The following is a 15,915-nucleotide window of genomic DNA, read 5'->3' as shown; positions in this document are numbered from 1 at the left end:
CGCCATTCTGGACCACGCCCTGGCCGCGGGCGCCCGAGCGCTGGTCTTCACGGTGGACGCCCCGTTCCTGGGCCGCCGCGAGGCGAACGAACGCCACCGCTTCGCCCTGCCCGCGCACCTGGGCGCCCCGAACGTCGCCAGCCGTGAGGACCTCGCGCAGACCGAGACGGACCGCGGCTCGCAGCTCGCCAACTACTTCCAGAACCTCGTGGACAAGACCTTCACGTGGCGCGACCTCGACTGGCTGCGCGGCCAGACCCCCCTCCCCATAATCCTGAAAGGCATCCTGACCGCCGAGGACGCCATTCTGGCCGCCGAGCACGGCTGCCACGTCTGGGTCAGCAACCACGGCGGACGGCAGCTGGACACCGCCATCAGCAGCTTCGAGGCCCTGCCCGAGATCGTGGACGCCGTCGCGGGCCGCACAGAGATCTACCTCGACGGCGGCGTCACACGCGGCACGGACGTCCTGAAAGCCGTCGCCCTCGGCGCCCGCGCCGTGTTCCTCGGCCGGGCCGCCCTGTGGGGCCTCGCCGCCGGAGGACAGCCCGGCGTGGAACGCACCCTGGAGCTGCTGCAGGACGAATTCCGCCTCGCCATGGCCCTGTGCGGCGCCGCGCGGGTGGGGGACCTGACCCCGGCACTGGTGCGGCTGTAGATCAGGCCCTCCAACAACCGGAGCGGAGGCCAGAGCGTCAGCCCTGACCCCCGCTCCATCCTTGTGTTACCGCAGGGATTCCGGCAGGCCGTACACGTTCCACAGGCGGTCCACGCGGTTCACGATGTCCTTGTCCATGACGATCTTGGGCGGCCACTCGCGGACGAAGCCTTCCTCGGGGAGTTTCTGCGCGCCGTCCCAGGCGAGCAGGTGGCCGTGCAGGGTCACGTCGCGTTCGGCATCGATGTTGTTCAGGATGGTCCACCAGACATCCTGAATGTCGTTGACGTCGGTCTGGTCGTCGCAGATCAGGAGGTGGCGGATGCCGTGTGCGGCGGGGTGCGCGGCGAACGCGGCGGCGAGGTCGCGGGCCTGTCCGGCGCGGGTCTTGTGCAGCGCGACCAGCCAGTAGCCGTCCGGGGTCTGCTGCTGGGCGAGGACGCCGTCGAAGGTGGGCAGGTCCTGCGCGGCGCGCGGCGTGAAGCCTTCGGGAGACAGGACGTCCCCGGCCTGGTCGGGGCGGCTGCTGGCGGCGCTGCCGACCTCCTCGGGGCGTTTGGTGGTGGCGTCGATGATGAGTTTCCCGCCGTAGCCCCAGCCGCGGCTGGAGTGGTCGAGCACGTCGATGGGGCCGCGCGTGGTGAGGGTGTCGCGGCCCGGCACGGCCTTCTGCGTGACCTCGCGCCAGACGGCGTCGAAGTCAGTGACGGTCACGTCCTCGTCGAGGACCACGATGACCTTGGCGAACATCATCTGGCCCAGACCGAACAGGCCGTTGGCGACCTTGTACGCCTGCCCCGGATACGACTTCCTGATGCTCACGAACACGAGGTTGTGCGCGACCCCGGCGGGCGGCATGTGGTAATCGACGATCTCGGGGATGATCAGCTGCGCGGCGGGGAGGAACAGCCGTTCGGACGCCTCGATCAGGTACGCGTCCTCCATGGGGGGGCGGCCCACGATGGTCGCCGGGTACACGGGATGGCGGCGCATGGTGACGGCGGTGACGTGGAAGTGCGGGTACAGGTCCGGCAGGGTATAGAAGCCGGTGTGATCCCCGAACGGCCCCTCCATCACCCAGTCCTCGCTGGGGTCCACGTACCCTTCGAGCACGAACTCGGCGTTGGCGGGCACGTCCAGATCCACCGTGACGCCCTTTGCGACGGGGTAGCGCTGGCCGCGCAGGTACCCGGCCAGGGCGAACTCGTCCAGGCCCGGCACAGGGGGCAGAGGCGCGGTGGCGGCGTAGATCAGGGCCGGGTCGCCGCCGATGGCGACCGCGACCTCCAGCCGCTGACCCAGTTTCCTGGCCTTCTCCAGGTGTCTGGTGCCGGTCTTGTGCCGCTGCCAGTGCATGCCGGTGCTGTTTTTGCTCATGACCTGCACGCGGTACATGCCCATGTTGCGCTCGCCGGTCTCCGGGTCCTTCGTGATCACGAGGGGCAGCGTGACGAACGGCCCACCGTCGAGCGGCCAGCATTTCAGGACCGGGATCTTCGAGAGGTCCACCTCGTCGCCGCGCCACACGACCTCCTGCGCGGGGGCGTTGCGGACGCGGCGCGGGGGGAGGTTCATGGCGTCGCGGAGTTTCGTGACGTTGCTCAGCAGGCCCAGTTTACTGCCGCCGCCGGACAGGTCGATGAGGTTGCGGACCTTTTCGGCCAGTCCGTCGAGGTCGTCCACGCCGAGGGCCAGCGCCACGCGTTCCTTGGTGCCCAGCAGGCCGATGGCGACTGGGTAGTCGCTGCCCAGCACGTTCTCGAACAGCAGCGCCGGGCCGCCCCGCTTGACCATGCGGTCGGCGATCTCGGTGATTTCCAGCTCGCGGCTGACCGGGGTCGTGACGCGGATCAGTTCGCCGCGCTGTTCGAGGAGGCGCATGAAGCTCTGAATGTCCGGGAAGGCCATGCGCCGAGTGTAGAGGGCAGGGGGCGGGGCAACCGTACCCGCGCACGAGGTTTCCCCCGGTGGTCGCAGGAGCGGTCGGGCGGCCCTGGCCGGATAGTGTAGACACGACACTATCTAGTAGTTGACCGAAGTTGTACGCTATTGAGATCAGCGCGGAGGTCCCGCTCCCCGCCCCCCTCCCCCCACCCACCCGGCTGCCCCGGCAGCCCCCCAAGGAGTCCCATGACCAAGCACATCACCGGCGTCACCCTGCCCCTGCTCGCCCTGACCCTCGGCCTCGGCAGCGCCCACGCCGCCACCCCCAGCACCCTGCAAAAAGGCGTGCTGAAGATCGGCATGGAAGGCACCTACGCCCCCTTCACGTACAGGGACGCGTCGGGCAACCTCACCGGCTTCGACGTGGACATCGCCAAAGCCGTCGCCGCCAAGCTGGGCCTGAAGGCCGAGTTCGTCCTGACCGAATGGAGCGGCATCCTCGCCGGCCTCCAGGCGAACAAGTACGACGTGATCGTCAACCAGGTCGGCATCACCGCCGAACGCCAGAAGACCATCGGCTTCAGCAGACCCTACGCGTACTCCAGCCCGCAGATCATCGTCAAGAAGACCGGCAGCTTCGCGCCGAAGACCCTGGCCGACCTGAAGGGCAAACGCGTGGGCGTGGGCCTGGGCAGCAACTTCGAGAAGAGCCTGCGCGACGCGGGCGGCATCAACGTCGTCACGTACCCCGGCGCGCCCGAGTATCTCGCGGACCTCGCCGCCGGACGCCTCGACGCGGCTTACAACGACCGCCTGCTCGTCGGGTACCTCATCAAGTCCCAGAACCTCCCCGTGCGCGGCGCGGGCGTCATCGGCGACCCCGAAGCGGTCGGCATCGCCATGAAAAAGACCAACACCAGCCTGAAAGCAGCCGTGGACAGGGCCCTGCTGCAACTCAAGGCCGACGGCACGTACGCCAAGATCAGCCGCAAGTGGTTCGGTCAGGACGTCAGCAAACCCTGAAGCTCTGGGCCGTGAGCTGTGAGCGACAACATGCGAGGCTGTGATCCTCGGAGCCTGTCGCCCACAGCTCTTTCCCTGCCCGGCCGTCCACCTCCCCTGGAGATCCCATGAACACCGAACAGCTGCAACTCGTCCTCCAGAGCGCCTGGACGTCCCTGCCGACCCTGCTGGGTGCGCTGCCCGTCACGCTGGGCTTCGCGCTGGGCGCGATGGTGCTGGGCCTCCCGCTGGGGTTCCTGGTGGCGCTGGCGCGGCTGTCGCGGCTGGGCTGGGTGCGGGGCCTGAGTGGCCTGTACGTGTCGTTCATGCGCGGCACGCCGCTGCTCGTGCAGATCTTCGTCATCTACTACGGGCTGCCCAGCCTGGGGGTCACGCTGAACCCGGTGGCGGGCGGCGTGATCGCCCTGACGCTGAACGCCGCCGCGTACCTCTCGGAGACGATGCGCGCCGCGATCCTCAGCATCCCTAAAGGACAGCGTGAGGCGGCGACCAGCCTGGGCCTGAGCCCCGCGCAGACCATGCGGCTGATCATCCTGCCGCAGGCGGCGCGCGTGGCGCTGCCCAGCCTGAGCAACACCCTGATCGGGCTGGTGAAGGACACGTCACTGGTCAGCGTGATCACGGTCGTGGAGTTGCTGCGCAGCGCGCAGCTGGTCATCGCGCGGACCTTCGAGCCGTTCGGGCCGTATCTGGCGGCGGCGCTGATCTACTGGGCGGTCAGCAGCCTGCTGGAGGTCGTGCAGCGCCTGCTGGAACGCCGCTTCGCCCGCGGCGGGTAGCGCCCGGCCCGGTCGGGAGGAGGGGGCTTCTCCTCCTTTCGCTGTAGACCCTCCGGTGGACGCCGCGTGAGGGCCCGGTGAGTACGGTGCGGGCATGACCCTCCCCGGTGCGCCCGCCGATGTTCCCCAGGCCCCCTCCCCCGCCGCGCCGAGGCTGGCGTGGCCGCTGCTGACCGCCGCCGGACTGGCCCTGTCCGCGCTGCTGCTGACCGAGGGCGCGGGCGGCGCGTTCGGGCTGAATCTGGCGGTGTGGACGGCGCTGTACCTGGGCGTGGTGACGTGGCGGGCGCGGCGGGAGGGCACGCCCCCCAGCCGTGAGGGGGTGACGCTGCTGACGCTGGCCGCCCTGTTCGGCGTGACGTTCACGCTGTGGGACCCCACGCCCGACCTGGGCTTCCTGAACGCACTGGCGCTGACGCTGTGCCTGGGGCTGGGCTCGGCGGCGCTGCGCTTCCCGGGGCTGGCGCGGGCAGGCGTGCTCGACGGGCTGGGCGCGGCGCTGAGCAGCGGCATTCACGTCATCTACGGGCTGGCCGTGCTGCTCGACCGCTTCCCGTGGGCGCACCTGAAACCCGCCTCCGACGCGCCGCGCACCTGGGGGAGGGTGGGCGTGGGCGCGCTGCTGACCGTGCCGCTGCTCGCGGTGTTCGCGCCGCTGCTGGCCGGGGCAGACGCGTCGTTCGCGCGGGCGCTGGAGGCGCTGCTGCATCTGGACGTGAACCTCGGGCAGTCCATCAGCACCCTGGGGCACCTGATCGGCTGGCTGATCCTGACCGGCGGACTGGTGTACGGCGCGCTGCTCGCCGCGCGGCCCAGCCTCTTCCCCCCCGCCCGCGTGAGGGCCGGCTGGGCCTGATCGAGACGGGCGTGCCGCTGGGCGCGCTGGCGCTGCTGTTCACGGCGTTCGCGGCGCGGCAGCTGCCGCTGCTGCTGGGCGGCGCGCTGCCGGGCGGGCAGACGTACGCGGCGTACATCCGCGAGGGCTTCGGGCAGCTGATGACCGTCGCCCTGCTGACGGCCGCGGTGCTGCGCGTCGCGTACGCCCTGAGCACCCCGCAGTCCCGCCGCCGCCCGGCCTTCCGCGCCCTGAACGCCGCCGTGCTGCTGCCGCAGACGGTGATCCTGGCGTCCGCCGCGCAGCGCTGGGTGCTGTACACCCAGGCGTACGGCCTGAGCGAGACGCGCGTGCTGGGCGCCGCGTTCCTCGTGTGGGTGACGCTGACCCTGGCGTGGCTGGCGGTGACCCTCTGGCGGGACCGGGCGAGCCGCTTCGCGTACCCGGCGCTGCTGCTGGGCCTGGGCACGCTGCTCGTCACGACCGCGCTGAACCCGGCGGACCTGATCGCGCGGGTGAACATCACGCGGGACCTGTCGGGCGTCACGAACGCGCAGCGCACCGAGCCGCAGCGGGCGAACGCTGCCGAACTGCTGCGCCTGGGCGCGGGAGCTGTGCCCGTCATGGCCGCGCACCTGGACGTCCTGACCGACTGCACGCCCAACCCCGGCGCGAGCGGCGTGCTGGAGTGCATCGGGGCCTCCTCGCTGACCCGGTACCTGCGGGACGGGTACGCGGAAACGCGCGACCCGCGCGCCTGGACCCTCGCGCACGCCCGCGCCCGTCAGGCCGCGCTACGCCTGCCCGTCCCGACCGAACCGGTCACCGACCCGCCGGAGAACATCTCCGTGCCCAGAAGGCGCTGACGCGCAGCCGGAGGTCATATGGACTCCGGTGGCAGGGTGTGCACCACCTTTCGACCCGAGCGGACTCGCAGAGCGACTCAGCAGGGCGAGTGGGAGAAAAACGGGTTCCGGACGTCGAGTCGACCGATCGGTGTCGTTCCGATCGGTCAACGAAACAAACGGAATCCGTATCAGCAATGGTGCGAACACTGTTCAGGCACCAGAAGGGACAAGCATGGAAAACGTCTTCTGTGACGCCATTCCTGCTCACCCCCTCCCAGCCTCCCCACTCAAGGGGGAGGAGTCAACACGGCGTGTTCGTCGTCGGTCTGCCCTGAAGTGATGACCCTGTCCGCACCATTGATCAGGGGGTCGTGACCGGCACCGTCCAGGCGATGCTGAGCGGCTCGGTCAGCGTTCTGAGGGTCTTCACGGCCCAGTTCCCGGTCGAGAGGCCCAGCGTGACGTCGTAGCGGTTCAGGTTCTGCCCGGCCAGCACGTACGCCTTCCCGTCGCCGGGCAGCGTCAGGTCGCGGATGCCGGACAGGGTGGCGACCGTGGCGGCCGTCGTGGCGGCGGCCGTGGGGGCGCTATCCCACAGCCGCAGTGGGGTATCGCCCGTGCCTGCCAGGACGTTGCTGCGCCACGCGGCGATCAGCGTGCCGCCGGTCCACAGCCGGTCGTAGCGCGTCGCGCCGAACGCGGTGAGGGTCGTGGCGCTGTCGGGTTCCCCGGTGGTCTTCAGCGCCTGGATGCCGGTGTCGGTGGCGGCCAGGATGCGCGCCCCTGACGGCGCGAGGTCGAACACCGCCGGAATGGCGAGGGGGACGCTGGCCTCGGCGCTGCCGCCAGTGGTGGGAACGGCCACGCGGATGACCTCGCTGCCGCCGTTCAGGCGGGCGCGGGTGACCAGGCCCACGTCGCCCTGTACGGCCAGCCGGGTGGGGGGCGTGTCGTTCGTGGTGACCGGCGGCAGATAGGTGGGCAGCAGCGCCGACCAGACCAGCGTGCGGCTGGCACTGTCGAACAGCGCGGCGCGCTGCACGCCGCTGCACTCGCTGAGCAGCAGCAGCCGGGTGCGCCCTGCGTCCTGCGCGGCGCGGGTGTAGCAGGGCGTGAAGCCGGGGTCCGCGAAGGCCTGCGGGTCGCTGCCGTCGGGCGCGCGGGTCTCGGCGGCGTCGCTGCGGACGGTGATGACGCGCCGCGTGCTGCTGGTGGGCAGCACCTGCACGCCGCCCGTGACGGCCACCGTGTTCACGGCGCCGCCGTCGGTGTTCAGGGCGCGCAACTGCGTGGCGCGGCCCGAGGTGTCCGTGTCGGTCAGGACGTTCAGCTGCACGGCGTACGTGACTTCCTCGGTGCCGGTGCAGGCGGTCAGGAGGGCGGCGGTCAGGGCGGGCAGGAGCAGGAGTCGGCGCATGAGGGGCACCTCCGTGGAGTCAGGCAGGACGGATCAGGCGGATCGGGTCAGGGCGTGGAGATCAGGGGCACGCTCGCGCCGCTGGGGGTCAGCTCGAACAGCGGGTACCCGGTCTGTCCGGGCAGGCCCACCGCGATCCGGTAGCGGCGGTTCACGAGGTCCGCCTCGGCCTGCAGCGCCCAGCAGCAGCGGTCGATGGTCAGGCCGAACACGGGCGTCAGCGGGCCCGGCGTCTGGCGCACGCCGTCCACCCAGGTGAAGTTCTGTGTGAGGGTGCCGGTCAGGTACGCGCCGGGACGCTCGCCCGCGCGCCCCAGGCCCAGGTTCACGCGCAGCGGGTTGAGTTGCAGGGTGTCGGTGGCGATGTCGTCCGGGTACGTGCCGCTGCGGGTGCGGGTGTACAGGGCGCTGCCGGACACCCAGAAGCGACTGCCGAACTGCGCGGCGCCGCTGAGCTGCGCGCGGGTCAGTTCGGTGCGTTTCTGGTCCAGGCCGGGGGTGTTCATCACGGCGGTCACGGCGAGGCTCTGGCCGCTGCGGGTGCGGGTCAGTTCTCCACTCAGCTGCGGCGCGGTGAAGCCCCCGCGGCGCAGGTCGTACGCGCCGCCGTACCTGACGGTCCAGGAGTCGCGGCTGCCGCTGAGCGTGCCGACGCTGAAGTCCAGGGTGCCGCTGCTGGTGGCGGTGTCCGGGCGTTGCAGCAGCAGGCTGTGGGACGTCCGGAACTGGTACTGGCCGCGCCACTGGGCCGTCAGGCTGCCGCTCAGCAGGCCCGTGACCGGATTCAGCGTCTCGTCCCCGCTGACCGCCAGGGCGTTCAGGACGGTGTCCTGCGTGCGGGTCAGGCTGTAACGGAAGCCCACGGAGGTGATCTCGGGCGTGCGGACGTTGTGCACGACGGTGGCGCTGAAGAGGTTGCTGCGCACGTCACCGGTCACGGCGGCCGTGACGGTCAGCGGCCTGGGGCCGGTCGCCAGCGAGTACCCGCCCGACGCGCTGAGACTGAGGTTCGGGGCGGGCCACGCGCTCGTGCGGGTCGCGGTGGCCGGGCGGGCCGGGGTGGTCGCCGTGGCGGGCTGCGCGGGCGTGACCTTGACCTTGCCGCTGTCCGGATCGGCCAGGGTGGCGTTGAAGGTCACGTCCTCCAGGGTGCGTTTGTCCGGGTTCACCTGCGCGCTGGCGGTCAGGCTCAGGGGTTTGCGGTTCACGCCCAGGCTGAAGGTGGCGTTGCCCTGCTCCTGACTGCTCAGGAACAGGTCGCGTCTGTACGCCACGCCGAAACTCACGTCCTTCACCGGCACGGTGGAGAGGTTCAGGCTGACCGGTGCGGACAGCAGCCGTCCCGAGAGCGCGTCGAACGCGAAGGGGCTGGTGCCCTCGGTCCGCAGGTACTTCGCGCTCACGCTGAAGGTGTTCGACCCCGCCCAGCGCTGCGTGAGGGTGCCGGTCACGTCCAGTTGCACGGTGCGCGCCCCGGTGCCGTAGTACCGCCCGGTGAAGGTGTTGCTGAGGCTCAGGTCCGCGTCCGTCCATGGTTTCACGGTGTACGCGAGGCTGTGCTGCTCCTCCAGGCGGCTGGTGGTGATGTTCACGCCCTGCGCGGTCGCACTGGGCGAGCGGGGGTTGCTCTGAGCGGTGTAATTCCCGGCCGTGACCTTCACGTCCGCGCTGAGCGGGCCGTTCGTGTACGGTTTGGGGTCCACCGTCACCTCCGGGCGTCTCAGGGGTGTACTCAGCGCGGTCGTAGGCGCGGGTCCGAAGCGGTCCACGTAATCCAGCGCCGCCGTGAACAGCGGGTACTCCACCTTCGCGCTGAACTGCACGTTCGTCAGGCCGCGCTGGGTGTCGGTCGCGCTCCGGCCGGTATCGCTGCGGGTCACGTTCAGGCTGTAGTCCAGGTCCCGCACCGCCAGCGCCAGGGGCACGCGGCCCTTCACGCCGAAGGTCAGGTTCACGTCCCGCCCGGTCTGCCCCACCGGGCGTGGTTCGGCCAGCAGGTCCAGGTCCACGCGGTCCACGAACGGCAGCGGCGCGTAAGAGCGCAGCGTCACGCCCGCCCCGACGCTGGGCGTGCGGTTCTGGTAGTAGCGCAGCCGGGTGGTGCCCAGCGTGTTCCCGGCGACGCTGAACGGCAGGTCGGCCAGGACGGTCAGGCCGTCCACGGCGTCCCGCCCGACCTCCAGGCGCGGCTGGCGGTCCCTGTCGTTCAGGGGCAGCACGAGCACCGGCAGGAACAGCACGGGAATGTCGGCCAGCAGCAGCTGCGCGTTGTACGCGACCAGCCGGTCGCCGGGGTACACGATCAGCCGCTCGGCGCGGAACGCGTAGTCGTTGGGGGTGCGGCCGCAGCGGGCGCAGGTCGTGAAGTACCCGCCCGCAGCGCGCAGCTGCCCCGGAATGCGGTCCACCTCCTGCCCACGGATTTCCAGGCGGGCGTCGCTGATCAGGACGTCCTCACCGCTGATCTGCTCCCTGCCGAGTTCCACGACGAGGTTCTCGCCGCGCAGGTCCTCGCCGTCCTTGGCGCTGCGGTATGACGCGGCCCCGATCAGGGTCAGGGTGCGGCGCGTGCGGTTGAATTCCACCCGCCTGGCCCGGACCACGTCGTCATCGACGCGCAGTTCGACGTTCTCGCCGCTGATGATCACGAGTTCCTGGCCGTCCACCTGCCGCAGTTCCAGCGTGTCGGCCGAGACGATCTTCACCGTGCGGGCCTGCGCGCCGCCCAGCGCCAGCAGGCCCAGCGCGAGCAGCGCCGCGCGGACCCGCGCGCCCCGGCGGCGGGCGGCGCGGCTCACTGTCCCGACCCGTCCGGCTGCGCGGCGGCCCAGACCTGCGCCAGGGGCGGCACCGGCAGCGCCGCCTGCACGCTCAGCGCCGGGCGGGCCGGGCCCGCGTCGCCGGTCAGGGTCGCCAGTTGCGTGCCGGGGTAGTAGAAGCCCAGGACGTGCAGGTGGCTGTACCCAGCGTTCGCCAGACCCAGCGCCCCGTACTGCGAGAGGCCCACGCCGTGCCCGCTGCCGCTGCCGGTCAGCACCAGCGGGTTCAGGCCGGACAGCGTCACGCGGGTGCCGGACGCGCCCAGCGCCCGCACGAAGCCCCCGGCGCTGGCCCCGGTCAGCTTCCCGGTTCCGGTCGCGCCGACAAAGGTGATCTCCAGCGGGCGGCCCGACTCGCTGACGCGCGTGACCGACACGCCCTTCAGCGGCCCGACGCGCACCCCGGCGTTCCCGGCGGCCTCCTGCACGCGGGTCAGGGGGACCTGCAGCTGCCAGCGGGCGCGTGGGCCGCCTGCCGTGAACGGATCGGCCTTGGCGGGCAGGTACGGCAGGTCACGGCCCCACACCTCGCCGCTGGACGCCGTGAACCCCCCGTTGTCACTGCTGAAGAAGGTACTCGCGGGCTTCCCGCCGAACGCGACGACCTGCGCGCGCGTCGCGGCGATCGCCGCGTCCGCCTGCGGCTTCTCGGCAGCCACACCGCCGTACACCTGACAGGCGTCCGTGGCGCAGGTGTCGAAGGGCGTGGCGGGATTGATGCGCGCCGTGACGTACGTGCGCGCGATCACCGCCTGCGCCTGCACCGCCGCCGACGGCCACGACGCGGGCATCTCGGCCGGAACGACGCCCCGCAGGTAGTCCTCCAGGTCCACGACGTTGATGCCCTGCACGCCGCCCTTCTCGATGCGAAGCTGCACGCCGCCGCGGTACGTCTTCCCGGCGATCTCCACGACGCTGCCCGCGCTGGGCGGCAGGTACAGGCTGGCGTTCCCGGTCGGCTGGCCGTTCAGGGTGAGCTGCGCGCCGCTGACGCCCACCGTCCACGCCTGCACCGGCAGCGGCGCCGCGCCGGGCGCGCCGGGCACGTTCAGGGCGCCCGGCGCCGGGGCGGGCGCCGCGACCCGCACGGTCAGCTGCGGCGCCGCCGCCACCAGCACCCGCACATTCAGCGCCGACGCCCCAGAGCCCAGCAGCAGCCCGCCGCACACCGCAGCGCCAACACGCAGAAATGAACGCATGATCAAGGTCGAGTATACGCACGCCCACCCCCACCCGCCTGACAGGCGCGTGAGAACGGGCGATCATGCCCGCATGACCACCCCCACCCCTGGCCGCGTGTGGGCCCACGTCGGCCAGCCCTTCACGCCCGGCAGCGACCCGCAGCCCGCCTACGACGTCCTGATTCTCGGCGCGGGCCGCATGGGCAGCGCCCTGGCCCTGGCCCTGACCGAACACGCCCCGCACCTGAAGACCCTGCTGATCGAGGAGGGCGGCCTACCGAACGAGGACGGCGCGACGATCCTCGCCCCGGGCATCTGGACGCGGGCGCACCTGCCCGCCGCGCAGCACGACGCCGCCCGCTGGACGCTGGAGCGGCTGCGGACGCTGCTGGGCGACGACCTCCAGGCCCGCCCGTACCTGACCCTGCACGCCGAACCGGCCCCTGGCACGCAGCCCACCCGCGACCTGCTCGCCACGCACCCGCAGAGCCTCGCCCTGCTCGACCCCGGCGTCCTCCCACACGCGCAGTCCCACGAGGCGCACCTGTACCGCCCCGGCACCCTCGCGCAGACCGCCGCGCAGACCGCCATCCGGCGCGGCACCGACCTCCTCCTGAACACCCGCGCCACCCCCCACCCCGGCGGGCGCGTCACGCTGGACCGCCTGACCGTCACGAACACCCACGCGGTCGTCACGCACGCAACCCACACCATCCACGCCCCCCTGATCGTCCTCGCCACCGGCGCCCACGCTCCCGCGCAGGCCGAACACCACCTGGGCATCCACACCCGCCACGCCCGCGCGTACCGGCAGACCCCGCACCTCGACGCACCCAGCACCCCTGACGCGCCCGTCCTGCACGCCCGCGGCCTCACCCTGCGCCCCCAGCACGGCGCGTACACCCTCATCCCCGCTGTCCACCACCGCGACCCGCACGGCTACACCCCACAGGGCGGCCACCTGACCGGCGTGCCCACCGGCCTGCGCCGCGAAACCCTCGAGGACCTCGTCGGCCTCATGGACGCCCTCCCCGCCCTCGCCACCAGCGACCTGCACCTGGGCCGCAGCCTCGCCGACATCCCCGGCGCGTGGCTCGCCCTCCCCCACGGACAACCCGACGCCACCCCCACCCACGACCGCCTCGACGACCACACCCACCTCCTCCTCGGCGGCCCCCACGCCGACACCCTCGGGTTGTGGAAGGCCGACGAGTTGGCGCGAGAGATCGCGGGGGGAAGGGGGCAGTAGGGAGTGGGTTGGGGGAAGTGGGAAGGGAGGCTGCTGCGCAGCGGGACCCCTCAGTCAGCTGCGCTGACAGCTCCCCTCAAGGGGAGCCTTGAACACATGCCTCTGCCGAGGCGAAACAAAGTCGATCAGCGGCCCGCACCATCCACCCTGCCCGTCACCGCCGACCGCCACCGGCCGTCGTGCGCGCAGCGCGCGGGCCTTGCGGGGGGCGGAGAATGGCGTCGAGGCCAGACCCGTCAACGCCCGAACAAAAGCCGCCGCATCGAACAAAACTCTTGCCCAGTGCAACGCCGCTCCCCCGTCCCCTCTGGGGATGGGGGCTGGGGGGTGGGCCACCCGCCGCGAGGCGAAAAACACCGTCCCTTGTCTACCCCTTCCCCGTCACACTCAGTCCGCCGCCCCTAAGCTGTCCGTCATGAGAGATGCGCGAATTATTCGCTGGTCAGGGGTGAACGCCTGACGGCCTGCGCGCTGCCAATCGTCCCCCGCCGACTGGTGGGGGTTTTTCTTTTCAGACCACAGAGGGGTGATCGGGTGTGACGCAGGTTCGGGAGTGGGTGCCGGGTGAGTTGGACGCGATGGACGTGTTGAGGTTGGCGTTGACGAGCAAGGTGTATGGGGCGGCGGTGGAGACGCCGGTGAGTGAGACGCCGCGGCTAAGTGCGCGGCTTGCGAACCGGGTGCTGCTGAAGCGGGAGGATCAGCAGCCGATCTTCTCGTTCAAGTTGCGGGGCGCGTACAACAAGATGGCTCAGTTGACGCCGGTGGAGCGGGCGCGGGGGGTGATCTGTGCGTCGGCGGGGAATCACGCGCAGGGGGTGGCGTTCGCGGCGGAGCGGTTGGGGGTGCGGGCGGTGATCGTGATGCCCGCGACGACGCCGGAGATCAAGGTGGGGGCGTGTCGGGCGCGCGGGGCGGAGGTGGTGCTGTTCGGGGACAGCTTCAGTGACGCTGAAGCTCATGCGTTCGAGTTGCAGCGCGAGTTGGGCCTGACGTTCGTGCATCCGTACGATGATCCGCTGGTGCTGGCGGGGCAGGGGACGGTGGCGCTGGAGGTGCTGCGGCAGGTGGAGGCGGATGGCCCGCTGACGGTGTTCGTGCCGGTGGGGGGCGGCGGTCTGATCGCGGGCGTGGCGGGGGTCTTGAAGGCGCTCAGGCCGGACATCCGGGTGGTGGGGGTGGAGCCGGAGGACAGTGACGCGATGTTCCAGTCGGTGCAGGCCGGAGAGCGGGTGCGGCTGGAGTCGGTGGGCATCTTCGTGGATGGCGTGGCGGTGAAGCAGGTGGGGGCGTTCACGTTCGACCTGACGCGCCGGTACGTGGACGACTGGGTGCGGGTGAACACGGATGAGGTGTGCGCGGCGATCAAGGACGTGTTCGATGACACGCGCGCGGTGATGGAACCGGCGGGGGCGCTGGCGGTGGCGGGCCTGAAGCGGTTCGTGCAGGAGCGGGGCGTGCAGGGTGAGACGCTGGTGGCGTTGACGTGCGGCGCGAACGTGAATTTCGACCGGCTGCGGCACGTGGCGGAGCGGGCGGAGATCGGGGAGCGGCGGGAGGCGATCTTCGCGGTGACGATCCCGGAGCGGCCCGGTGCGTTCCGGGAGTTCATCGAGGTGGTGGGCGCGCGGGCGATCACGGAGTTCAATTACCGGTTCGCGCCGCGTGCGCAGGCGCAGATTTTCGTGGGGGTGCAGCTGGCGGCGCCGGGTCAGCGGGCGGAGTTGCGGGGCGAGCTGGTGTCGCGTGGGTACGCGGTGCTGGACCTGACGGACGACGAACTGGCGAAGGTGCACGTGCGGCACATGGTGGGGGGGCGCGCGCCGGAGGCGACGGACGAGCGGGTGTACTCGTTCACGTTCCCGGAGCGGCCGGGGGCGCTGCTGGAGTTCCTGACGCACCTGCATGGCCGCTGGAACATCAGTCTGTTCCATTACCGGAATCACGGGTCGGCGCACGGCCGGGTGCTGGCGGGCGTGCAGGTGCCGCCCGCGGACGCGCCGGAGTTCGCGGCGTTCCTGGCCGGGGTGGGGTACCCGGCGACCGAGGTCACGACGAACCCGGCGTACCGGCTGTTCCTGACCTGATACGGACTCCGGTTGAAAGGTTTGCAAAAACTTTCAACCCGAGCGGATGCGAGAAGGAGCAAAGCGGGTTCCGGACGTGGAGCTGGCAATCCGGTGAAGTTCCGGATTGTCAGCGAAACAAACGGAATCCGTATGACCCGTGCTGACCCGGCAGCCATCTCATGAAGGGGGGGTGGGGTGGTCCTCACCCCACGCGCGGGTGGACGTGTCCTGATGAGGCATGACCAACAGCAGCGCGGCCGGAAACGTGGTGGTGTGCCTCAGCGGGGCGTGGCAGGGGGAGGCCACGGATCCGCAGCGTTCCTTTCACGGAGCGGTTCTCACGTCCACACTGGAAGCGCTCCCAGTCGGGGAGGCGGTGGAGGTCACGTACCGCGACAGCGGCCGCCGCGTGGCCGGACCCGGCGAGCACGGTACGTACACCCTGCGCGCCGGAGACCACAGCTGGACCCTGTCACGCTTCACCCAGCATGCCAGTCAGGCCGGACAGACCCGCGACGACCGCACGCCCGCCAGCGAATGGGAAGCGGAACTGATCAGCGGGTGATGGGTGATGGTCAACAGCGTGTGCGAGACGCCCCCGCCCGTATCAAGGCCCCCCACTCCCCACAACCCACTTCCCACTCCCCTATTTGCCCTTGCCGCGCGGGGTGTCCGTGGGCGTGGAGAACAGCCTGTGTTTCGAGTTGCCGCTGGCGTGAAGGGGGTCTGAATCCGGCTCCCATCCCCGGCCGGGACGGGGGTGGGACGGTGGGGCATGACTGAAGCCATGATCCGGGAGTGCATCGATGCGTGTCTGGCCTGCGTGGCGGCCTGTGAGGCGTGTGCGACGGCGTGTCTGGCCGAGCCGCATCTCGACATGATGCGGGCGTGCGTCCGCCTGGACCGGGACTGCGCGGACGTGTGCGCGTTGACGGCGCGACTGCTGATGCGCGGCAGCGACCTGCACGCGCGGGCGTGCGCGCTGTGTGCCGAGGCGTGCGAGGCCTGCGCGGCCGAGTGCGGCCAGCACCACCATGACCACTGCCAGCGCTGCGCGGAGGCCTGCCGTCAGTGTGCGGAGGTGTGCCGGAAGATGGCGGCCTGAACCCGGCGTCCTGACTGGGGTCAGGGGGGCGGCGGGGGTGGGTGTGCC

At 71.1% G+C, this 15,915-nt stretch carries 11 protein-coding genes and 1 pseudogene (1 of these 12 cut by a window edge); 8 read left to right on the top strand and 4 right to left on the bottom strand.

Translation table 11 applies throughout. The annotated features are described in order from the left end of the window. A protein-coding gene (locus EXW95_RS11830; RefSeq protein ID WP_174367617.1) for an alpha-hydroxy acid oxidase crosses the window boundary here: on the top strand, positions 1-658 show its 3' portion. It extends 452 nt beyond the left edge of the window; only the last 658 of its 1,110 coding nucleotides appear in the window; the start codon falls outside the window, past its left edge; it ends in the stop codon at positions 656-658. A 66-nt stretch (positions 659-724) separates the two neighbouring features. On the opposite strand, the gene EXW95_RS11825 is transcribed toward EXW95_RS11830, so the two are convergent. Beyond that, complete coding sequence (locus tag EXW95_RS11825) at positions 725-2,566, bottom strand: menaquinone biosynthesis decarboxylase (RefSeq protein ID WP_174367616.1); 1,842 nt, start codon at positions 2,564-2,566, stop codon at positions 725-727. A 222-nt stretch (positions 2,567-2,788) separates the two neighbouring features. On the opposite strand from EXW95_RS11825, the gene EXW95_RS11820 reads away from it, so the two are divergent. From EXW95_RS11820 to EXW95_RS21365, 3 genes and pseudogenes are all read left to right on the top strand, one after another. Continuing rightward, positions 2,789-3,565 (top strand): transporter substrate-binding domain-containing protein, encoded by a 777-nt coding sequence (locus EXW95_RS11820; RefSeq protein WP_174367615.1) that lies wholly within the window; start codon positions 2,789-2,791, stop codon positions 3,563-3,565. 107 nt (positions 3,566-3,672) lie between these two features. Beyond that, the gene (locus tag EXW95_RS11815; RefSeq protein ID WP_174367614.1) at positions 3,673-4,344 is read left to right on the top strand and encodes an amino acid ABC transporter permease; all 672 of its coding nucleotides are present in this window, start codon (positions 3,673-3,675) and stop codon (positions 4,342-4,344) included. 94 nt (positions 4,345-4,438) lie between these two features. Then, positions 4,439-6,045, top strand: a pseudogene (locus EXW95_RS21365) (DUF4153 domain-containing protein). 343 nt (positions 6,046-6,388) lie between these two features. Here the strand turns inward: EXW95_RS21365 and EXW95_RS11800 are convergent. The 3 genes from EXW95_RS11800 to EXW95_RS11790 are packed head-to-tail and all read right to left on the bottom strand — an operon-like array spanning position 6,389 to position 11,462. Beyond that, entirely contained in the window at positions 6,389-7,444 is a 1,056-nt protein-coding gene (locus tag EXW95_RS11800) for a hypothetical protein (RefSeq protein WP_174367611.1), read from the bottom strand. A gap of 47 nt (positions 7,445-7,491) precedes the next feature. Next, positions 7,492-10,242, bottom strand: coding sequence for a hypothetical protein (locus EXW95_RS11795; protein WP_174367610.1), 2,751 nt, complete (start codon positions 10,240-10,242; stop codon positions 7,492-7,494). Continuing rightward, complete coding sequence (locus tag EXW95_RS11790; RefSeq protein WP_174367609.1) at positions 10,239-11,462, bottom strand: SpoIID/LytB domain-containing protein; 1,224 nt, start codon at positions 11,460-11,462, stop codon at positions 10,239-10,241. The genes EXW95_RS11795 and EXW95_RS11790 overlap by 4 nt, the downstream gene beginning before the upstream one ends. Before the next feature lie 73 nt (positions 11,463-11,535). On the opposite strand from EXW95_RS11790, the gene EXW95_RS11785 reads away from it, so the two are divergent. The 4 genes from EXW95_RS11785 (at position 11,536) to EXW95_RS11770 (ending at position 15,867) form a co-directional block, all read left to right on the top strand. Beyond that, positions 11,536-12,693: an FAD-dependent oxidoreductase gene (locus EXW95_RS11785; RefSeq protein WP_174367608.1), complete on the top strand. Its 1,158-nt coding sequence runs from the start codon at positions 11,536-11,538 to the stop codon at positions 12,691-12,693. 578 nt (positions 12,694-13,271) lie between these two features. Continuing rightward, positions 13,272-14,780: a threonine ammonia-lyase, biosynthetic gene (gene ilvA, locus EXW95_RS11780; protein WP_174368953.1), complete on the top strand. Its 1,509-nt coding sequence runs from the start codon at positions 13,272-13,274 to the stop codon at positions 14,778-14,780. A 220-nt stretch (positions 14,781-15,000) separates the two neighbouring features. Continuing rightward, positions 15,001-15,327, top strand: coding sequence for a hypothetical protein (locus tag EXW95_RS11775; protein WP_174367607.1), 327 nt, complete (start codon positions 15,001-15,003; stop codon positions 15,325-15,327). 210 nt (positions 15,328-15,537) lie between these two features. Then, positions 15,538-15,867: a four-helix bundle copper-binding protein gene (locus EXW95_RS11770; RefSeq protein WP_174367606.1), complete on the top strand. Its 330-nt coding sequence runs from the start codon at positions 15,538-15,540 to the stop codon at positions 15,865-15,867. Positions 15,868-15,915: the final 48 nt, after the last annotated feature.

It is taken from the genome of Deinococcus sp. JMULE3, from assembly GCF_013337115.1.
GTDB lineage: Bacteria > Deinococcota > Deinococci > Deinococcales > Deinococcaceae > Deinococcus.
This window is presented reverse-complemented; position numbering and strand designations above follow the sequence as displayed.